This is a genomic window from Bacteroides mediterraneensis (assembly GCF_016900355.1).
In the GTDB taxonomy this organism is placed as follows: domain Bacteria; phylum Bacteroidota; class Bacteroidia; order Bacteroidales; family Bacteroidaceae; genus Phocaeicola.
The window spans coordinates 14,109-33,382 of sequence record NZ_JACJKA010000013.1; the positions used below are offsets into that span (position 1 = coordinate 14,109).

General features: G+C 47.8%; 19 protein-coding genes. 6 read left to right on the forward strand and 13 right to left on the reverse strand.

The window, feature by feature from the left end; genetic code table 11:
- Positions 1-79: 79 nt before the first annotated feature.
- A complete protein-coding gene (locus tag H6A28_RS08325; protein ID WP_239465311.1) occupies positions 80-943 on the forward strand; it encodes an AraC family transcriptional regulator in 864 nt (287 codons plus the stop codon).
- On the opposite strand, the gene H6A28_RS08330 is transcribed toward H6A28_RS08325, so the two are convergent.
- The 13 genes from H6A28_RS08330 to H6A28_RS08390 all read right to left on the reverse strand — a co-directional run bounded on the left by H6A28_RS08330 (position 934) and on the right by H6A28_RS08390 (position 13,182).
- Positions 934-2,298: a BACON domain-containing protein gene (locus H6A28_RS08330; protein ID WP_204479775.1), complete on the reverse strand. Its 1,365-nt coding sequence runs from the start codon at positions 2,296-2,298 to the stop codon at positions 934-936. The two genes, H6A28_RS08325 and H6A28_RS08330, sit on opposite strands and share 10 nt — an antisense overlap.
- 262 nt (positions 2,299-2,560) lie before the next feature.
- Positions 2,561-4,213: an AMP-binding protein gene (locus tag H6A28_RS08335; RefSeq protein ID WP_204479777.1), complete on the reverse strand. Its 1,653-nt coding sequence runs from the start codon at positions 4,211-4,213 to the stop codon at positions 2,561-2,563.
- Between the two features lie 147 nt (positions 4,214-4,360).
- Positions 4,361-5,368, reverse strand: a complete 1,008-nt coding sequence (locus tag H6A28_RS08340; RefSeq protein WP_117748390.1) for an inorganic phosphate transporter — start codon at positions 5,366-5,368, stop codon at positions 4,361-4,363.
- A gap of 14 nt (positions 5,369-5,382) precedes the next feature.
- On the reverse strand, positions 5,383-6,030 hold the full coding sequence (locus H6A28_RS08345; RefSeq protein ID WP_071150661.1) for a DUF47 domain-containing protein: 648 nt from the start codon (positions 6,028-6,030) through the stop codon (positions 5,383-5,385).
- Entirely contained in the window at positions 6,027-6,671 is a 645-nt protein-coding gene (locus tag H6A28_RS08350; protein WP_204479779.1) for a DedA family protein, read from the reverse strand. Before H6A28_RS08350 ends, H6A28_RS08345 begins: the two co-directional genes overlap by 4 nt.
- On the reverse strand, positions 6,655-7,176 hold the full coding sequence (locus H6A28_RS08355) for a DUF2207 domain-containing protein (RefSeq protein WP_148329162.1): 522 nt from the start codon (positions 7,174-7,176) through the stop codon (positions 6,655-6,657). Before H6A28_RS08355 ends, H6A28_RS08350 begins: the two co-directional genes overlap by 17 nt.
- 36 nt (positions 7,177-7,212) lie before the next feature.
- Positions 7,213-8,658, reverse strand: a complete 1,446-nt coding sequence (locus H6A28_RS08360) for a tetratricopeptide repeat protein (protein ID WP_239465312.1) — start codon at positions 8,656-8,658, stop codon at positions 7,213-7,215.
- Between the two features lie 15 nt (positions 8,659-8,673).
- A complete protein-coding gene (locus H6A28_RS08365; RefSeq protein WP_022054407.1) occupies positions 8,674-9,615 on the reverse strand; it encodes a PstS family phosphate ABC transporter substrate-binding protein in 942 nt (313 codons plus the stop codon).
- A gap of 11 nt (positions 9,616-9,626) precedes the next feature.
- Positions 9,627-10,445 (reverse strand): energy transducer TonB, encoded by an 819-nt coding sequence (locus tag H6A28_RS08370; RefSeq protein ID WP_204479781.1) that lies wholly within the window; start codon positions 10,443-10,445, stop codon positions 9,627-9,629.
- A gap of 17 nt (positions 10,446-10,462) precedes the next feature.
- Positions 10,463-11,122, reverse strand: a complete 660-nt coding sequence (locus H6A28_RS08375; RefSeq protein WP_022054409.1) for an ExbD/TolR family protein — start codon at positions 11,120-11,122, stop codon at positions 10,463-10,465.
- A gap of 12 nt (positions 11,123-11,134) precedes the next feature.
- Positions 11,135-11,740 carry an ExbD/TolR family protein gene (locus tag H6A28_RS08380; protein ID WP_071150658.1) on the reverse strand — a complete coding sequence of 202 codons (606 nt, stop codon included), beginning with the start codon at positions 11,738-11,740 and terminating at the stop codon, positions 11,135-11,137.
- Between the two features lie 63 nt (positions 11,741-11,803).
- Positions 11,804-12,610 carry a MotA/TolQ/ExbB proton channel family protein gene (locus H6A28_RS08385; protein WP_204473923.1) on the reverse strand — a complete coding sequence of 269 codons (807 nt, stop codon included), beginning with the start codon at positions 12,608-12,610 and terminating at the stop codon, positions 11,804-11,806.
- A 152-nt stretch (positions 12,611-12,762) separates the two neighbouring features.
- Positions 12,763-13,182, reverse strand: a complete 420-nt coding sequence (locus H6A28_RS08390) for a hypothetical protein (protein WP_204473922.1) — start codon at positions 13,180-13,182, stop codon at positions 12,763-12,765.
- On the opposite strand from H6A28_RS08390, the gene H6A28_RS08395 reads away from it, so the two are divergent.
- From H6A28_RS08395 to H6A28_RS08415, 5 genes are read left to right on the forward strand one after another with little or no spacing between them, the layout of a single operon-like run.
- Positions 13,169-14,713, forward strand: a complete 1,545-nt coding sequence (locus tag H6A28_RS08395; RefSeq protein ID WP_262896962.1) for a Na+/H+ antiporter NhaC family protein — start codon at positions 13,169-13,171, stop codon at positions 14,711-14,713. The two genes, H6A28_RS08390 and H6A28_RS08395, sit on opposite strands and share 14 nt — an antisense overlap.
- Before the next feature lie 57 nt (positions 14,714-14,770).
- The gene (locus H6A28_RS08400) at positions 14,771-15,076 is read left to right on the forward strand and encodes a DUF4286 family protein (RefSeq protein WP_022054414.1); all 306 of its coding nucleotides are present in this window, start codon (positions 14,771-14,773) and stop codon (positions 15,074-15,076) included.
- Positions 15,073-15,642 (forward strand): crossover junction endodeoxyribonuclease RuvC, encoded by a 570-nt coding sequence (ruvC, locus tag H6A28_RS08405; RefSeq protein ID WP_148329154.1) that lies wholly within the window; start codon positions 15,073-15,075, stop codon positions 15,640-15,642. The genes H6A28_RS08400 and ruvC overlap by 4 nt, the downstream gene beginning before the upstream one ends.
- 12 nt (positions 15,643-15,654) lie before the next feature.
- The gene (gene pulA / locus H6A28_RS08410) at positions 15,655-17,724 is read left to right on the forward strand and encodes a type I pullulanase (protein WP_204473919.1); all 2,070 of its coding nucleotides are present in this window, start codon (positions 15,655-15,657) and stop codon (positions 17,722-17,724) included.
- Positions 17,725-17,765: 41 nt separating this feature from the next.
- On the forward strand, positions 17,766-19,217 hold the full coding sequence (locus H6A28_RS08415; RefSeq protein WP_204479783.1) for an ATP-binding cassette domain-containing protein: 1,452 nt from the start codon (positions 17,766-17,768) through the stop codon (positions 19,215-19,217).
- Positions 19,218-19,274: the final 57 nt, after the last annotated feature.

Consider the following 19,274-nt stretch of genomic DNA (forward strand, 5'->3'; position numbering starts at 1 on the left):
TGTGTCTTAATTATTTTCAAAAAACGTTGCAAAGTTAGGAAGGAGTGAGGGATTAATATTGTATTTTTGTGCTATAATCATGAAGAATACGACTATGTGGAAGGAAAATCTGTATCAGCAGGTGGAGATTCTTTTAAGGGAGCATGATGAATTTCCAATCGGGGAGCACCAGCACTCGTTTTTTGAGATGGCCTATATCCTGGAGGGGAGCGGCACTTTCTGTGCCCATACGGTGGGCAGCGAGCGGGAGTGTCATACCTACGAGGCGGGCGACCTCTTCCTGATTCCGCCCAGCCGGATACACGTGTACACCATCCGCACGCACAGCCGTTATGTGTTCATCCGCTTTACGGAGAATTATGTGTTCGACAGCATCGGCCACTACGTGGGGCGCGCGCTTGAGGTGCAGTCGGGGTTCCGGATGCAGCCGGCTGCGGCCGACCGTGAAGCCATCCGTCGGCTTATGGAACTGCTGGTGGAAGAAGCCTCCGGCAAGCGTGCCTTGTCCGAGATGCTTTTGTCGAACTATGTGAACAGCCTCATTTTGCTGACTGCCCGGGGACTGGATGCCACGGAGACAGGCGTGAGGCCGGAAGGCGACAAGGCCCGGAACCTGCTGCTCTACATCGAGCAGCACATTGACCAGCCCGATGAGCTCCGGCTGGAAGCCCTTGCCGCCCGCTTTCAGTTGTCGCCCACCTACATCGGACGTTTCTTCAAGCGGAATTTCGGTGAAGATTTCCGGCTTTATGTCTCCAAGAACCGCCTGAAGCGGGTGGAGGAGTTGCTCACGGGCACCCGCATGAGTGTGAAGGAGATAGCCAGTCGGATGGGATACATCGACTCCTGCTACCTGAACAAACTTTTCCGGCAGCACCATGGGATGACGCCCATGGACTACCGGAAAGCGCATACACCCGAAACCGGCGGGCATCAGTTGTAAGTAATCTCGAAAGTAAGCGTGTCGTAGGCCTCCTTAGCGGTTTCCTTCACGTTCTTTTCTTCGTATTGATATCCCCTGTCCGGATTTTTGGGGTCAATCAGTTCCGTACCTACCACCACATCATATTCCCGTGTCACGACTTCGAAGTAGTCTTTGAAGAGAATCGACTGCAGGTTCTGTTCGTTGTCGAACGTATAATTAAGGTCACTAGGTTTTTGAATTTCCCGGATATACTTGGATGATTCATGTTCCGTGACCCCCGGAGTCAGATAGGCCTTTTGTGTGCTGCTCGCCTGATTCATGGCTTGACCCGAGAAATGTTCAGGCAAGTAGTCTCCTGTTTTGCCCATACGTCCGAGGTGGAATAAGAAATCAAAATCGTCGTCCGTCAGTAGATAGCCCATGATGTCGATGGGACCGCGGTTTGGATACTGATGGGTAAAGTCAGTGGTGGCGTCAAAGGTGTAAGAATAATTATCATTCGTATATTTCCCGTTGTAGTATTTGAAGGAAGCCAGTTTCCCGTCTGCATACGTGAACGTGTATTCCGAGCCTTCCTCTCCAGCGTCGGCATCCTTCATTTGAGCCAGGCGTCCGTCGTCCGTATAGGTGAAATTGATATAAGGAGTATAGTTTCCTGTTTCTTTCTCATCATGGAGAACACTTGTGACATTGCCGGCTTCATTCAGTTTGATGATGTAATGGGTTTCATAAGAATATGAACTGTAGGTTTCTTTCTCGTCCAGTGTGATTTCATTCTCGGACGTGTAGGTAAAGGTCCGGTTTACTTGTTGGCCTTCCTTTTGTATGGAAGTACCTATCATCCGGTTTTGGTCATCGTAACTGAATTGCCAGATCGTCACTTCCGGGGTAGTGGTGATTCCTAACAGTGTATTTCTCTGCCAATCTGCGGTGTAACGTATTTCTTTTACCAGCTTGGTGGTTGTTACTCCTTCGGAGCTGTCGCTTCCGGCTTGTTCTACGGTAATGGTGAGCGACTGTCCTCCACATTCAATGGTAATCACAGCTTTCCGGCTCGTAGTGCTTGTGTTGGGAGAGATGGTCAGCGTGAGACTTTGCTCACCGGCAGGACCGCTGTACGCACTGAGCGTAAGCCAGTCCACCTCACTGCCACCGCTCCGTTGGTCAGTAGCTGCCTTAATCCATGCCGTCCATGCCGAAGTGGCGGTAAATTTGATTTGCTCCTGCGTGTTGGTCGATGTCTTTGAGTCGAGTACCAAGGTGGGAGAAGTTCCTTCTGCCAGTTGGATGGTCTTTCCGTTGTCTTCGTTTTCACTGCTACATGCTCCGCACAATAATGCGGCAGATAACATAAGGGGAATCCAAGTTTTCATAAGAGAGAAGTTTTTAAGATTTATAAAGCAAAGGTAGGTAATCGGGATATACTATTTCTCACTGAAAACCGTGATTTCCACTGTCTTCTGAAGGTTTTTCAAAGGGGAAAAAAGGCCTAAAAAAAACGCAAGTGCGTTTGGAACAAAACGCCTTTACGTTTTACTCAAAACACAAGTGCATTTTACTTGAAACGCACTTGCGTTTTATCTAAAACGTCCTTGCGTTTTTTTGACCATTCGCAAGGGATTCTTTTTCAGGATATTACTGATACAGGAAACGTTTGATACTCTTCTTGGCCGTCTTTTCGAATTCTTCCGGATAGAGTCGAATGTGAGTTATTTGCGCATAGGCCGGAAGCATCTTGTTCAGTTCATTTCGATTCTGGTCAAGGGCCACTTCCAGTTGCTGTTTGCTCATCCCGTGAGAAAGCGCGTCGTCCATGTCCGGATAAATCAGGGCCACCAGTTTGTTGTCCTTCAGGATGACCAGCGATTCGTTCACATACGGCATGTTGTTGAGGCGTGCCTCGATTTCCTCCGGATAAATGTTCTGTCCCGAAGCCGTGAGCAACATGTTCTTGCAGCGTCCCTTGATGAAGATGTTTCCGTCGGCATCCTTGATGGCCATGTCGCCCGTGTGCAGCCAGCCGTCCTTGTCGATGGTCTGTGCAGTGGCAGCCTCGTTTTTGTAGTAGCCCAGCATCACGTTCATCCCGCGGCACACCAGTTCTCCGGGCACACGCTCCGGATTGCCGGAGAGCACTTTCGTCTCCATGTTGGCTACTGTCTTTCCGCACGAAGTGTACAGAATCTCATCCCAGCGGCTGTGGCAGATGAGCGGGGCACATTCCGTCATGCCGTAGGCAATGGTGTAGGGGAAATTGATTTTCCGCAGGAAAGCCTCCACTTCGGCGTTGAACGGCGCACCTCCCACCACAATCTCGATGAAATTCCCGCCGAACACCTCCATGGCCTGCTGGCGGATTTGTTCCTTGATTTTGTCGCTGATGATGGGCAGGTTCAGCAGCAGCTTGCCCAGCCGGTTGTCCACCTTCGGCAGAATGTTTTTCTTGAAAATCTTCTCCACGATGAGCGGTACGCAGGCAATGACCCGCGGACGGATGACGGCAAACGATTCCGCAATGATTTTCGGACTCGGCATGCGGGTGAGGAACCACAAGTGTGCGCCCACGGTGATGCCGTAAAGAAAATCGAACACCAGTCCGAAGATATGTCCCAGCGGAAGCATGGATACGATGCTGTCGCCCGCCTTCAGTCCCACCTTGTGATGGATGTGTACGATGTTGGAAATAATGCTCCGGTAGGGCAGCATCACCCCTTTGGAATAGCCCGTAGTTCCTGAAGTATAGTTGATGACGGCCAGTTCTTCCGGTTCTTCCCGGCGGTAGGAAACCTGCTCGGCACGGAAGCGGCAGGGATATTTCTTCCCGAATTCCTCGTTCAGGTGTTCGCGTGCATACGTCAGCCTTTCCGAACGTGACACTACCAGGTCGAAGTTCTTCAGTTCGATGATTCCCTCCAGATTGGGCATGGCCGCCTCGTTGAACATCTCCCACACCTGGTCGCCTACAAAAAGCATACGTGCCTCCGAATGGTTGACGATGTGGTGCACGTTGTCGGCCTTGAACTCGTGAAGGATAGGAACGGCTACTGCCCCGTAAGTTACGATGCTCAGGAAAGTGGCTGTCCAGTTGGCACTGTTGCGCCCGCACAGCGCGATTTTGTCCCCTTTCCGGATTCCTGCATGTTCGAACAGGATATGCATTTTCTCTATCTTTCTGGCCACGTCCTTATATTGCAGCGTAGCTCCTTTGTAGTCTGTCAGTGCATCACGGTCCCAGTTGGCGCGGATGCTTTCTTCAAGAAGTTGTATAAAACTGTCTTGTATTTCCATTTTCAAATTGCACAATGTTTGACACAATGTGTGCAAAAGTAATAAAAGTTAATAGAATTATCTCTATGAAAGTCCTTTTTTTGCTGGAATCTGATGTTTGTGCTATTTTTTCTTCCTTATTTGTTATTCCTTGAAAAAAGAGATTGGTTACCCGATCAGTGCATAGATGGCTGCTGCCAATGCCGCACTTACCGGGATGGTAAGCACCCAGGCTGTCATCAGGCTTCGGGTAACTCCCCAGCGCACTGCGGACAGGCGACGGGTGGCGCCCACTCCGATGATGGCTCCTGATATGGTGTGGGTGGTGCTGACCGGAATTTTCAGATATTCCGTAAAATAAAGCGTAAATGCACCGGCTGTTTCGGCTATGACACCTTCCAGCGGAGTAACTCTGGTAATCCGGTTTCCCATGGTGCGCACTATTTTCCATCCTCCCGACATGGTTCCCAGTGAGATTGCGGTAAAGCAGGAAAAAGCGACCCAGTCGGGTAAATCGCCTACGTTGTTTACCCCCATGCCAATGCCTTGCGAATGGGCTGCTATCAGGGCAGCTGCAATGATACCCATTACCTTTTGCGAGTCGTTAAGTCCATGCCCGATGCTGAACAGGGCGGATGAGAGCAACTGTAGTCTTTTAAACCATTTCTCTGCGGTGTGGGGATGGGCCTTACGGCACAGATTCAGCACTATCAGAGTGAAGAGGAAGGCTACAAGCATACCTATGACTGGAGCCAGAAAAATGAAAAGCACGATTTTCAGGATAACCGAACTTTGAATGGCACCAAATCCATAAGCAGCAATGGCGGCTCCCGCAAACCCGCCGATAAGTGTATGGGATGAAGAAGAAGGAATTCCTCTCCACCAGGTCCACAGGTTCCAGATGATGGCTGCAATCACTCCAGACAAGATGACTGGCAAAGTAATGTATTGCTCATAGACTGTTTTTGACACAGTGTTGGCAATGCCGAAATCACCGATAAGGTATTTAGCGATGAAAAACGCCAGAAAATTGAAAAAGGCAGCCCAGATTACAGCCTGGAGCGGAGTCAGCACCTTGGTAGAAACAATGGTAGCTATTGCGTTGGCTGCATCATGAAAACCGTTGATATAGTCAAAAATCAGGGCCAGTACAATGATGGTGATGAGTAATTCCATGTGCAATTCTTTTTTCAGGCATATTTTACGATAATGTTTCTCAGGAGCTTTCCTACATGGTCGGCGGCATCTGTCGTCTTTTCCAGTTCCTGCATGATTTCTTTTGTCTTGATCAGTTCAATGCAGTCGGTTTCTTCATTAAACAGTTGCATGATGAAAAGGTCATAGACTTCATCCGCATGGTTTTCTATCTCATGGAGCTTCTGACAGTAATCTTTCAGTCTGGACGGATTTTTGCTGAAGGTTTCCAGCTCATCCATGGCCTTGCAGATGATGGAGGCTCCTTGTTGTATGAGGACAGCCAGCTCTTTTCCGCTGTCTGAAATGGCGTGCGGCTTGTAGATGGCAATCCGCTTCGAGGCACTGTGAATGCGGTCGGTCACGTCATCGATGGAAAAGGCCAGGTCATGTATGTCTTCCCGGTCAAAGGGGGTGATAAAGGTCTGGCCTAGCTCCATGAAAATCTGCTGTGTTATCTGGTCGCCTTTTCTTTCAGCCTCCTTCACTTTGTGATAATACTCCTGCCATGTCTCTGGTGTGTCATGGTTCATGCTGTCAATCAGAAGTTCAGAAGCATTGAGTACGGTTTGTGACAATTGGTTTAATAAAGGAAAGAATTTGCTTTCTTTGGGTACAAATCGGTTTAACAGGGAATTTTTCATTCTGTTGTTCGTTTATTTTTTATTCGTATATATTCAATGAGGGCAGGGCAGAGTGAAACCAGTACGATGCCCATCAAAAGTATTTTGAGGTTTTGCTGCACAAAAGGGATGTTTCCAAAGAAATAGCCTGTCATGCAAAAAAGTAAGACCCAGACAGCTGCCCCGACAAGGTTGTAAATCATAAACAAGTAATAATTCATGTGTCCCATTCCGGAGACAAACGGTGCAAAAGTGCGGACAATGGGGACAAAACGGGCAATGATTATGGTTTTTCCGCCATATTTCTGGAAGAAATGATGGGTTTTCTCCAAATGACTTTGCTTGAAGATCTTTGAGTCTGGTTTGGAGAACAGTTTTTTCCCGAAATAATGTCCAATCAGGTAGTTGCAGGAATCACCAAGCACGGCTGCGATGAAAATAACCATCATCAGCAGGCTTATTTCCAGTGGCATCCCCGGAAGGGATGCCACTGCACCGGAGACAAACAGAAGGGAGTCTCCGGGCAGAAAGGGGGTGACTACAAGTCCGGTTTCACAGAAAATGATTAAAAACAACAAGGCATATGTCCATTCATGGTATTCCTGCACGAGTGTAATCAGATGCTGGTCTATATGTAGGAAAATATCAATGAAGAAATCCATGTGACGTATGCAGGTTTTTCATGAATGTACTGGCTTTTTCTCCTTTCAGGCAGCACAGTTCTGTGACTGGTTTATACAAGAAAGAACTATAGGTCAGCAGTTGAAATGCGGCATATTGGTTGTCTTTTGAGTGAACAATCAGCAAATACAGCTGCGGCTCTTCTCTTGACATGGCAGGCAGGTCACAATAATCTGCCAGGTATTTTTTCAAGCCTTGGAACTGTTCTTTGCTGAATGTCAGGCTTTTTTTGCATACCATGCTGCCTGTTCCTGCATAGGCCTGATAGCGGGCACGGAAAATCAGAAAATAGAATGAAATGACTGCCAGCAAGCTTCCGGCAGCGATTTTCAGGGCATTAATATTGGATTCTGAGGTGCTTTCCGGTAAGAAAAACAGACTGATACCGGCAGCCAGCAAACAAATTGAAAGGCCTATGGTGAGGAAACTGGTGCGTTTCCGTATATCCTGTGTGGGATATGACTGTGATAGATTAAATGTTTCCATGAATTTCTTGTTTTTGTAGTTGAAAATTAAAGAGAACTATTGGGTAGCCTGAAGCCCTTGCAGGGCCTGTCTGGCCGTAGCGTTTTCCGGATCAAGTTCCAGAATTTTGTTCCAGTATGCTTTAGACTTTTCATAGTCCTTTTGCAGGAAATAATAGTATCCCAGGTAACTTTCACATTCGATGAGGAGTGATTTGGACGCGTCTGCTTTCTTTTCCAGCAAGGCCAGAGCCGATTCGTAATAAGGCTTGGCCAGTCCTTCCGTACTTTCAGGGTCGGCCATGGCATTGGTGCGGGCTCTCCAGAAATAGCCCAGGTAATTGTCGGGTACACGTTGAGATACTTCTGCAAAGATTTCGTCGGCTTTCTTCAAATAAGCTTCTTTTTCGGTTTCATTGGCGGTACTGCTTCCGGCCGCTATGTAATACAGTCTTCCCATCAAGAACATGTCGCTCACCTCGGCCTTTCCTTTCAGCCCGTCCAGATACACTTGGTACAGGCGGATGGCTTCAGGGTAATTTTGCAATTTTTCGTGGGCGGCAGACGCTTCCTTGGCTATTTCCGGATGCTCATGTGCCGCATCCGCTTCGAGGGCTTTTTCAAACCATTGCATTGCCTCGTCGTTCCTCTGGTCTGCCAATGACAGACGTCCACGGTATAGAAAGTCCAGGTAGACGTAGTCGCTTCCGTCCGGACGGTCAAAAAAAGCGTCAGCAGCTTCAAGCCCTTCTTTATAGGCGGCAATTTCATACAAATCGTACATACGCAGACGTTTCAGGAGATGGTTGTCCTTGTCTGTAGCAAGCCCTTTCTCTACGGCCTTCAGTGATTGCGCATAGTCTTTGTTCAAATATAGCAGCATGGCGTAATGCCCGTAGTCTTGCGCATCAGGAGTTCCTTGTTGCATGAATTCGTCGTAAGCAGATTTTGCTTTGCCATAGTACCCTGCCTGATAGTACGCATTGGCTAATTCACGGTTTACTTCCAGCAGTTCAGGATGGTTTGCCTTCAATTTTGTCAGCATGTCAATAGAGAGCTGAGGGTTCACCCCGATGTAGGCACGTGCGTATTTGTAATAGGCATCGTAGCAATCTGCATCGAACAAAATGGCCTGTTCGTAATATCCGCATGCCGTGCCTACATTTTTCTGTGCCAGGGCAATGTCACCTGCCAGCATATATACCGGAGCCGATTTGGAGTCTGTTTTCATGGCACGGTCAGCATAAACTTGTGCTTCAGCCGGGCGGTTATGATCCAGATAGGCGTTGCCTATGGCAACCAGCAAGGAGATGTTTTTCTTGTTTTTCCCCTTTAGTAACTCGCTGAATTCTTTGGCGGCTGTTTCCGGTGTTTCATTGATACCGGAAGCTATCTGTGTAATTAGCCTGTGGGTTTCAGCTGTAAGAGTTTCCTGGGCATAGCAGTATGAGGCAGAAAATATCATTCCGCTGCATACAAAGCATAAAATTTTATTTTTCATCATAAATTGCTCATTAAATTAGAAATCATCTTTTACGTTTACAATCCGGACTGGCTGTGTAGCCGGTATCAGTCCTGACTTGAGGATAATCCGTTGTCCGCGCTCTCCTGTCAGAAACGTCATCAGTCCGGTAGGGAGTGCTCCTTTGGGGTCATTGATAAGGATGTACACCTCATTCGTCAGCGGATATTGTTTTAAAGCCAGATAAGCCTGATAAGGTCTGTAACTGTTTTCTGGAGTAGCTTCACTGCTTTCCGAAACCGACATGACCCTGACTCTTTGGTTGAAGGAGAGCCGTGTCGTATCTGCCTTGTTGCCTATCCAGTTGGCACCGATAATGCCAATGGCATCCGGTGTGGCAGCTACATAATCAATTACTTCTTCATTGCTTTTCCGTGCCTTTAATGAGGAAGAAAGAGGTTTCCCTTGGCAGATGGAGTCGATGACATAATGTACGGTTCCTGAGTTCGGATTGTCGAACACTACTTGCATGCGTCCCAGCCTTGACTTTGGGTTTAACTCTTTCCATTCCGTGATTTCTCCGGTGGCGATGCGCCGGAAGTCTTCCACTGTAATGAGTGAGTCGGGATTGCAATGGTGGGTAATCAGTGCGATTCCGCTGGAAGCCATTTGAATGGATTCCGGAAAGAATTTGCGTGTATGAAAAGAAATTAATTCCTTTTCTGTCAGCCGGCGGTTGGTGATTGCCAGACGTACGCTGTCTTTCAGCAACAGGTTGACAGCTTCTACCTCACTGCAATAAACCGGGGTGATTGAAGCCTCGGGAGTCAGTGCCTGATATACTTGCAGCTCTTCTTCCATGATAGGCTTGAACGATTCGTCTACGGCAATGCGGATTTCTCCCGAATACAAGGTTTCCTCTTTACCGTTTTTCCCGGAGGAATTACAAGCCGAGAACGTGAGCATGCACAACAGATATAGCATTAATTTCTTTTTCATACACTTGGTGATTACTGTAATTTAAAAACAATAGGGCAGGTATAATAAACCGGTACGTTACGCCCGTTCTGTTTCCCGGGAATCCATTGTGGCAGCGATTTTACCACGCGTATCGCTTCTTTGTCGCAATAAGGATCCAGTGAACGGAGCACCTTGACATTTTCCACATGGCCTTGTGCATTGACAACAAAACGCAGAATGACTTTTCCTTGTATGCCATTCTCTTGTGCAATGACCGGATACTTCAGGTTTTTGGCTATGTATTTAAGAAGCTCTGCAGGCCCTCCCGGAAATTGTGGCATCTGTTCTACCATCATGTAAGGCTCTTCTTCTTGAGCTTCTGGTGCCTGGGTAATGACTTCCTGCAAGTCGGCAATGTCTTTTCCGTTCAGTTCGTCATTGCCTTTCACGTCGGCGATGGATATTTGTACCTTGGTCTCTGTCAGCTCATCCTGGCTCTTGAGCTCATCGTCATCGTGCACTTCCTCGTCTTTCTTGATGACCGGTACCGTGAATTTGATGGTACTCTTGAGAGCCGGAGGGGGTGGGGCAATGGGTTCTACCTTTTTCAATGTTTCTTCTTTCACTTCCGGCTCCTCCAGGGCAGAAAGCTGTGTCACTTCCACCATTTCTTCTTTCTGTTCCGGCATAACCATTTTGACAAGACGGGGTAAGGTGAATCCGGCAAATGCCACAACTGTGACAATAACCAGAGAGGCCGTCTGCCGTCTTCCCAGGTCACGGCGCATTTTATAGGCACCGTAATTTTTATTTCTGTCTTTGAAAATGAGTTCGCACCATTCCAAAGAAGTTAAATCAACCTTTGACATTTTTCCCTTTTTTGAAGTTATACATTCCTATCTGTCGCTTTTTGACTTAACTCACCATGAGAGAGGTAGTTGTCTATCAGGAAACGGTCGCCGTCCGTAATGTCGACAATTACGTATTTCCCTATGCTGCAAATCTGCATTTCGTCCAGCGCATCTATCAGATTCTTATAAGTCGACTTGTCCATTGCCTTAATGATGACGGTAGGAGTGTTTTTTCCCGATTTCACGCTGGCAATTTCCTTCTTACATTCCTCTTCGGTGATTTCAAGCCTTGCTTTCTTATCCTTAAGCTCACGTACTTTCTTGACTGCTTCGTAGTTTTTGCTGAGCAATAGTTTACGCAATCCGCTGGCTTCGTAGGTGGTTTCTTTTAGTGAAGCATAGTTCTTGTAGTCCGGTTCGCCTTCGTAATAATAGAGTTTTCCGTCCTCGCCCAGCAATAAAGTCAGTGCCTGAGAGGCCTTGACTTTATTCTGTTGCTCTTCGGTGATGTTTTTATCATTGGATGGCATGCTGATTTCCATTGTTTGCGGCTTGCTCAATGAAGTACACAGCATGAAAAAAGTAATCAGCAGCATATTCATGTCGACCATGGGAGTGAAATCCACGCGGATATTCATTTTTTTCTGCTTGTTACCTTTCTTTTCTTTATTGTTGTTTTCTTGAATTTCAGCCATATTTCTTTTTCTTTATTCTTCCGGACCCGATTTTAAGGAGGTAATCAGATTGTATCTGTTTTCCTTGAGGTCTTGAAGAGAGTTCATCACTTTTTTTATGACCGCGTAGGGTGTTTGCTGGTCGGCCTTGATGGCAATGCGCAAGTCATGGTTCGTGGCACGTGCATTGCGCACCCATGCTTTGAACTGGTTGTCGATACTGTCACAAGGGATTCCCTGGTTTTTTAAGGTGCGGTCCTGCTGTTCTGTGCTAAGGGCCAGGAAAGATTTCATGTGGCTTATTGGTACTCCGAAAGTCTGGCACAAAGAAAATTTCTTTATTTCTTGCGGGGTAAATGAAAGCCCGTATTCCTTTCCCATTGCTTCTAATGTGGCTGCCATGTCACTTTGCTTGTCAAGACTCATAAAGATTTTTCCATCAGGGCCTACCAGGATGGACATGATGTTTGTTTCGGGTATCTTTATTTCAGAAATTGATGCGGGAGTGACAACCTGCACAGGCTCTTTTTTCACAAAACTGGCTGTCAGCATGAAAAAAGTAAGCAGCAGTACGGTTACATCGCTCATGGCTGTCATGTCGATGAACATGCTTTTCTTCTGAATTTTAGCTCTACTCATAATTGAAAATTTTAAATCAAACTTCTGTTTCTGTCTGCATGAGGAAAACCTCGGCTGGCAGAATTAATGAGTAGCTGCGAAAGTCTGTACAATGGAGAAGCCCACTTCGTCAAGGCTGTACGTCAGCTTGTCTATCTTGTTGGTGTAATAGTTATAGGAAATAACGGCCAGTGCACCGGTCAAGATACCAAATGCGGTGTTAATCAAGGCTTCAGAGATACCTGTAGACAATGCAACTGAGTCAGTACCTCCTCCGGCAGAAAGCGCGGCAAATGAACGGATCATACCGATTACGGTTCCCAGCAATCCCATCAAGGTGCCTAAGGTAGTGATGGTAGCGATGATAGGCAAGTTCTGCTGCATCATGGGAAGCTCAAGTGCGGTGGCTTCTTCCAGCTCTTTTTGTATGGCAAGAATTTTCTGGTCTTTCGCCAGTTCATTGTTCTGCTCCATTTCGCGGTATTTACGGAGAGTGGAGCTCACTACATTGGCCACTGAGCCGCGCTGCTTGTCACATAATTCTTGTGCTTTCTCCATGTCTCCTTTATTCAAGGCATCTTTAATCTGCGCCACGAATTTGGAGAGCTTGCTTCTTCCGAAAGAGGCGCGAAGGGTAAAATAACGTTCTACGCTTAAGGTGAGCACAGTCAACAAAAGAGTTTGGATAACAGGCACAATGATACCTCCTTTATAGATAGTTCCCAACATGTTTCCTGGAAGCGGATGATTGTTAGGGTCATTGTTCATGAAGTTGGCCGGGTTTCCAAACACAAAATGATAAATGCAAATGGCTACGATGAAACATGCGATGATGATTAAACCTGCGGATTCTATTCCTTTGAAAGATTGTTTTGAGTTATTCGTTTTCATAATTTAATCGTTTTATAGAGTTTTGTTTTTTTTGAAAAGTTTAGACAATAAGTAACTGGCTTGCGTCAAGCATGTGAAGCAAGAAATCCATATCCACTCCGACACTTTGCAAGGGTGCCGGAGCAGTGAAAAACAACTAACCTATAAAACGGCTAAATAATGATTTTCCTCATGGCAAATACATAGTATTCGCATGAAGGAATCACACAATGAATGTTTGTTGAAGGGTAAAGGCTCTCCTTGTCCTTCAATAAACCTACCTCACGTAGGGAATGATAGAATAATAATAAACGTAAGGAAAACTTGATGTTTTGTTCATCATTGCGCATCACACGTTCATCTAGCAATTTGTTGAATGAATGGTCGTGGGTAAGCGTGCCGAACAAATCATGCGTTTTATCCAGAGTCGCATGGATAAAATGGAAGGTTTCGTCTGCATCCGTCTGGTTTGATACCGCAGATGAGGTCTGGGCATCATGGAACGCATGGTTACATGAAACAGCCCCTGCCATCTCTACTCTCATAAAGATGACCGCCAGTAACAGCATTATTTTAAATATGGTCTGTTTCATATATTCAATTTCTATTTTTACTAAAACTCCGGCAAATATAGATAATATTCTTAATCTGGGCAAAATATTGCTGGAATATTTCCTTTTAGTTTCAAGATTGAGAAGCTTGAATACCTCATACTTTGCTATAATGACATTTCTTTTTGCTGAAATGTTCGCTGGAATGGAAACTTTCTCGCAAAAAATACTGAAAAATGCGTACCTTTGCAAAAAATACAAGAAAAGAATGAATTTTCAGAAACTGACTCCTATCGTAAACAAACCAAACGCCTGGGCCTTAAGCCCGCTGGTGGTCTTTTTATGTATTTATCTGTTAACTTCTCTTCTCATCAATGATTTCTACAAGATTCCTATCACAGTGGCATTTATGTTTTCTTCGATTTATGCCGTGGCCATTACGAAAGGGCTGAGCCTGAACGACCGTTTGCTACAGTATTCTACAGGGGCGGCCAACAAGAACATCATGCTGATGATTTGGATTTTCATTCTGGCTGGTGCCTTTGCACAGTCGGCACAGGCGATGGGGGCTATTGATGCGACGGTAAATCTGACTTTACAGCTGCTTCCGGGCAATCTGCTGTTGGCTGGAATCTTTCTGGCATCATGTTTCATATCCCTGTCCATCGGTACCTCGGTCGGCACGATTGTAGCACTGACCCCTGTGGCTGTGGGTATTGCGGCCAAGACGGATGTCAGTGTGGTCTTCATGACGGCGATAGTCGTGGGAGGTGCCTTTTTCGGTGATAACTTGTCTTTTATTTCCGATACGACCATTGCAGCGACCCGTACGCAAGGATGTGTGATGCGCGACAAGTTCCGGGTGAATTCATTGATTGCCCTTCCGGCTGCCTTGCTGGTATTCGTGTATTATGTTATATATGGAAGCCATATTGAGGTGGTGCAGGATATTCCCCATGTAGAATGGATGAAAGTCATACCTTATATAATTGTGCTTGGAACGGCAGTGGCTGGTGTCAACGTATTGCTGGTACTGTTGCTGGGTCTGGTTTCTACGGGTATTGTAGGCATGGCATACGGTACATTCGATGTGTTCGGATGGTTTGGGGCTTTGGGTAAAGGGATGACGGGAATGGGTGAACTTATCATCATAACCCTGATGGCCGGAGGAATGCTGGAGCTGATACGTTTTAACGGAGGTGTGGATTATGTGCTGCACCGTCTGACTCAGCATGTAAGAGGAAAACGAGGAGCCGAACTAAGTATCGCCGCACTGGTGAGCCTGGCCAATATCTGTACGGCCAATAATACGATTGCCATTATCACTGTGGGCCCATTGGCAAATGACATTGCCGAACAGTTCCGGGTAGACAAACGGAAGAGTGCCAGTATTCTCGATACCTTTTCGTGTGTGATTCAGGGTATTATCCCTTATGGTGCGCAACTCTTGATTGCGGCCGAGCTTTCGGGTTTATCTCCTATCCACATCATAGGATACCTTTATTATCCCATGGCACTGGGAGTGGCGGCTGTGCTGAGCATTCTGTTGCGTTATCCTCGCCGGTATTCCTGATCAGGTTGTTTTCATCGTATTGTATAATTTTGTAATCGGATTAAAATAAGAAGATATATGCTGATTTATAATACTACTTTTCATGTAGAGATGGGTGATGCCCGTAATTTTGTGATATGGTTGAATGAATTCTACATTCCGGAAGTGGAAAAATCGGGTGAACTGAAAAATCCCCGTATCCTGCGTATCTTGAGCCATAAGGAGCAGGACAGTGAATGCTTTTCACTCCAGTGGGAAGTGGAAGACAGCGCGACGTTGCATCGTTGGCATGTAAAGCAGGGGGCTGCCTTGAATACGGAGATGATGAAAGTGTTCAAGGATAAGGTCATCGGTTTCCCCACATTAATGGAGGTAATAAGGTGATACAGCCGGTTAAGGAAAAAATCATTCTCGGTATCGACCCGGGTACGAACATCATGGGATACGGGGTACTGAAGGTGACGGGTGTCAAACCGGAAGTGATGACACTCGGCGTCATCGACCTGCGTAAATGCGGCGACTCGTATCTGAAGCTGAAACACATTTATGAGCGCGTGCAGGGTATCATTTCTTCGTACCTGCCCGATGAACTGGCCATCGAGGCGCCGTTTTTCGGAAAGAACGTACAGTCCATGCTGAAGCTGGGACGGGCGCAGGGGGTGGCCATCGTGGCAGCCCTGATGCGCGATATTCCGGTGACGGAGTATGCACCGCTGAAAATCAAGATGGCCATCACCGGCAACGGGCAGGCCAGCAAGGAGCAGGTGGCCGACATGCTGAAACGGATGTTGCACATTCCCGATTCGGAGATGGGACCTTTCATGGATGCCACCGATGCGTTGGGAGCAGCTTACTGCCATTACCTGCAGATGGGACGTCCGGAAATGCCGAAAGCGTATTCCAGTTGGAAAGATTTTATTGCCAAGAATCCGGAACGCATTAAAAAATAGGAGAAAAGAAATATGAAACTGAAGCATCTTGTCGTAATGTCAATGATGACAGTGGCAGCGGGATGTACATCCTCGCACCAGGATGCACAGACGACGTTCGACAAATATCCGGTGTACGACGGTGAATGGGAGGAAATGGTGTATGCCCCTTCCGTCACGAAGTTTTCGCTTTGGGCACCTACGGCACAGGAGGTGCGGGTGTTGCTCTATGAGAAAGGGCAGGGAGGCTCGGCCTACCGGATGGTGAAGATGGAGCCGGCATCCGACGGGATGTGGCAGGCCCGGGTGGACGAAGACCTGAAAGGGAAGTTCTATACGTTCAACGTGAAGATTGACGACGTATGGCAGGGAGATACTCCCGGACTGCTGGCCAAGGCGGTGGGGGTGAACGGCGACCGGGCAGCCATCATCGACTGGGGTGCGACGAACCCGAAGGGGTGGAACGAAGATAAGCGTCCGCTGTTGAAGCGTTTTTCGGATATCATCATTTATGAATTGCACCACCGGGATTTTTCCATCGATACGGTGGCGGGTATTCATAACCGGGGCAAGTTTCTGGCACTCACGGAAGAGGGTACAAAGACTTATCTGGGGGAGAAGACGGGGCTCGACCATCTGAAGGAACTGGGGGTGACTCACGTACAGCTGTTGCCGTCGTTCGACTTTTCGTCGGTGGACGAAACGAAGCTCGATAAGCCGCAGTACAACTGGGGTTATGACCCGAAAAACTATAACGTGCCGGAAGGTTCGTATGCCACCGATCCTTATAAGCCGGATGTGCGTATCCGGGAATTCAAGCAGATGGTGATGGCCCTTCACCGGGCGGGTATCCGGGTGGTGATGGATGTGGTGTACAACCATACCGCGATTATAAAAGGAAGCAACTTCGAACGCACGGTACCTGGGTATTTTTATCGGACGGATGACGAAGGGAAATGGGCCAATGCTTCGGGCTGCGGCAATGAGACGGCCAGTGAGCGTCCCATGATGCGGCGTTTCATGATTGAGTCGGTCTGCTATTGGGCCAGGGAATACCATATCGACGGTTTCCGCTTCGACCTGATGGGCATCCATGACATCGAAACGATGAACGAAATTCGCCGGGCACTCGACCGGATTGATCCTACGATTTATATTTATGGAGAAGGCTGGGCAGCCAATCGTCCGCAATTGCCAGACAGCCTGCTGGCCATGAAGAAGAACGCGCCGCAGCTTCCGCATATCGGTATGTTTTGTGACGAGATGCGCGATGCATTGCGTGGTCCTTGGAACGATGAATCCAAAGGTGCGTTTGTCATCGGCCGTATGGGGCATGCGGCGGGTGTGAAGTTCGGATTGGTAGGAGGCACTGCCCATCCGCAGCTGTCGGTAAAGCATGCAGCTGCATCTGTGCAGAGTACAACCCTTGCGGATAGTCTGACGGAAGATTCACTGGCCACGGTAAAGGCGGAGAGGGAGCTTCATTTTTGGGCTACGCAGCCCGACCAGCTCATCAGTTACGTGAGCTGTCACGACGACCTCTGCCTGGCTGATCGATTGAAAACGACCTTGCCGGGACTTTCGGAGCAGGAGATGAATGCACTGGCCAAGCTGGCGGCTACGGCGGTATTCACGTCGCAGGGCATTCCGTTCTGGTATGCAGGGGATGAGATTCTGCGTGATAAGCAGGGAGTGGTCAATTCTTACAAGAGCCCGGATGCCGTCAATGCCATCGACTGGCGGAGAAAGACTTCACATCATGATTTCTTTGATTACGTGCGCGGATTGATAGCCATGCGTAAGGCGCATCCTTCATTCTGTATGGGTGATGCTTCACTGATAGCCAAGCACTTGGAGTTCTTGCCGACACCAGCCAGCAATGTAGTGGCTTTTCGTATCAAGGGAAGTCCGGCGGGTGATTCGTGGCTGAATACGGTGGTGGTGCTTAACGCACGTACGGAACCAGTGCAGGTCAATGTGCCCGAAGGACGTTATTGGATAGCCTGTCGCGACGGACGTGTGGACAATGTGCTGGGACTGGGTACGCTGACGGGCAATGTGCTCACGGTAGCTCCCCGTACGGCCATGATTGTGCATCAGTAAGAAACAACGACATAGAAACAATTATAAAACTAAAAAAGACAATGCAGAATGTAATTACAATTGAGAACGGGGTGACTCGCCATCCGCTTTACCGGATGAAGGAGCCCATCAACCTGCAGATAGCTGCGGGAGAACATGTGGCCATAGTGGGACCGAATGGAGCTGGAAAGAGTTTGCTGGTCGACACAATTACCGGCCGCTATCCGTTGCTGATGAATGAGGTGAAGTATGATTTTTCTCCCTCAAAATCAAAAATGGCTTGTGACAACATCAAATACATCACTTTCCGCGATTCGTATGGAGATGCCGACGGAAATTATTATTACCAGCAGCGATGGAACTCGCACGACTTGGACGATACGCCCATCGTGGCCGATTTACTGCCGGAGTGCAAGGATGAACAGCTCCGGAAGACACTCTATGACTTGTTTGGTATCGAAGAAATGCTGGGTAAGCATATCATTTTGCTTTCCAGTGGAGAACTCCGCAAGTTCCAGCTGACCAAGACGTTGCTGAGCGGTCCGCGGGTGTTGATTATGGACAATCCTTTCATCGGTCTGGATGCACGGACACGTGGCTTGTTGCATACGTTGCTGGGCAAGCTGACGGAGATGACGGACTTGCAGGTGATTTTGGTCTTGTCGAAGACGGACGATATCCCGACATTCATTACGCACGTGATACCGGTGGAAGACCGTCACTGTGGACCGAAAATCACGTTGCAGGAATATCTGGCTCACCGGGAACCGGCGCCGGCCCATGTGCTGTCCGACGAGAAACGGCAGCGGATATTGGATTTGCCGTATGCGGACAACCTGTATCATACGGAACACATTGTGGATTTGAACAAGGTAAGCATCCGTTACGGGGAACGGGTGATTCTGAAAGATCTTGACTGGACGGTGAAGTGTGGAGAGAAATGGGCACTCAGCGGGGAGAACGGAGCTGGAAAGTCTACGTTGCTGAGCTTGATTTGTGCCGATAATCCGCAGAGTTATGCCTGCGACATTACGTTGTTTGGACGTAAACGGGGCAGTGGTGAGAGTATCTGGGAAATCAAGAAGCACATCGGTTATGTAAGTCCGGAAATGCACCGTGCCTATTTGAAGAATCTGCCGGCCATTGACATTGTGGCCAGCGGTCTGCACGATTCCATCGGCTTGTATCGCAAGACACAGGCAAAGGATGTGGACACGTGCGTGTGGTGGATGGACATCTTTGGCGTTGCCGACCTGAAAGACCGCAGTTTCCTGCAACTCTCCAGTGGAGAACAGCGTATGGTGTTGTTGGCCCGTGCGTTTGTCAAAGACCCTGAACTGCTGATTCTGGACGAGCCTTTGCACGGTTTGGATATGCGTAACCGCCGGTTGGTGAAGGATGTCATCGAGGCTTTCTGTGGCCGGAAGGACAAGACCTTGATTATGGTGACGCACTATCAGGAGGAACTTCCGTCTACCATTACCAACTCGTTGTTCTTGAAGCGGAACAAATAAGCGAGTGGGCTTCTTTTTGAATATCTCCAACAAGGTTTTTTGATATAGGAATCCCCT

What these genes read in the sequence shown, in the direction of transcription:
- H6A28_RS08370 (WP_204479781.1), bottom strand. Translation starts at nt 10,445, where the DNA reads ATGTCAAAGGTTGATTTAACTTCTTTGGAATGGTGCGAACTCATTTTC.
- H6A28_RS08335 (WP_204479777.1), bottom strand. Translation starts at nt 4,213, where the DNA reads ATGGAAATACAAGACAGTTTTATACAACTTCTTGAAGAAAGCATCCGC.
- H6A28_RS08360 (WP_239465312.1), bottom strand. Translation starts at nt 8,658, where the DNA reads ATGATGAAAAATAAAATTTTATGCTTTGTATGCAGCGGAATGATATTT.
- H6A28_RS08355 (WP_148329162.1), bottom strand. Translation starts at nt 7,176, where the DNA reads ATGGAAACATTTAATCTATCACAGTCATATCCCACACAGGATATACGG.
- H6A28_RS08390 (WP_204473922.1), bottom strand. Translation starts at nt 13,182, where the DNA reads ATGAAACAGACCATATTTAAAATAATGCTGTTACTGGCGGTCATCTTT.
- H6A28_RS08345 (WP_071150661.1), bottom strand. Translation starts at nt 6,030, where the DNA reads ATGAAAAATTCCCTGTTAAACCGATTTGTACCCAAAGAAAGCAAATTC.
- H6A28_RS08400 (WP_022054414.1), top strand. Translation starts at nt 14,771, where the DNA reads ATGCTGATTTATAATACTACTTTTCATGTAGAGATGGGTGATGCCCGT.
- H6A28_RS08385 (WP_204473923.1), bottom strand. Translation starts at nt 12,610, where the DNA reads ATGAAAACGAATAACTCAAAACAATCTTTCAAAGGAATAGAATCCGCA.
- H6A28_RS08350 (WP_204479779.1), bottom strand. Translation starts at nt 6,671, where the DNA reads ATGGATTTCTTCATTGATATTTTCCTACATATAGACCAGCATCTGATT.
- H6A28_RS08365 (WP_022054407.1), bottom strand. Translation starts at nt 9,615, where the DNA reads ATGAAAAAGAAATTAATGCTATATCTGTTGTGCATGCTCACGTTCTCG.
- H6A28_RS08330 (WP_204479775.1), bottom strand. Translation starts at nt 2,298, where the DNA reads ATGAAAACTTGGATTCCCCTTATGTTATCTGCCGCATTATTGTGCGGA.
- H6A28_RS08325 (WP_239465311.1), top strand. Translation starts at nt 80, where the DNA reads ATGAAGAATACGACTATGTGGAAGGAAAATCTGTATCAGCAGGTGGAG.
- H6A28_RS08340 (WP_117748390.1), bottom strand. Translation starts at nt 5,368, where the DNA reads ATGGAATTACTCATCACCATCATTGTACTGGCCCTGATTTTTGACTAT.
- H6A28_RS08415 (WP_204479783.1), top strand. Translation starts at nt 17,766, where the DNA reads ATGCAGAATGTAATTACAATTGAGAACGGGGTGACTCGCCATCCGCTT.
- H6A28_RS08380 (WP_071150658.1), bottom strand. Translation starts at nt 11,740, where the DNA reads ATGAGTAGAGCTAAAATTCAGAAGAAAAGCATGTTCATCGACATGACA.
- pulA (WP_204473919.1), top strand. Translation starts at nt 15,655, where the DNA reads ATGAAACTGAAGCATCTTGTCGTAATGTCAATGATGACAGTGGCAGCG.
- H6A28_RS08395 (WP_262896962.1), top strand. Translation starts at nt 13,169, where the DNA reads ATGGTCTGTTTCATATATTCAATTTCTATTTTTACTAAAACTCCGGCA.
- H6A28_RS08375 (WP_022054409.1), bottom strand. Translation starts at nt 11,122, where the DNA reads ATGGCTGAAATTCAAGAAAACAACAATAAAGAAAAGAAAGGTAACAAG.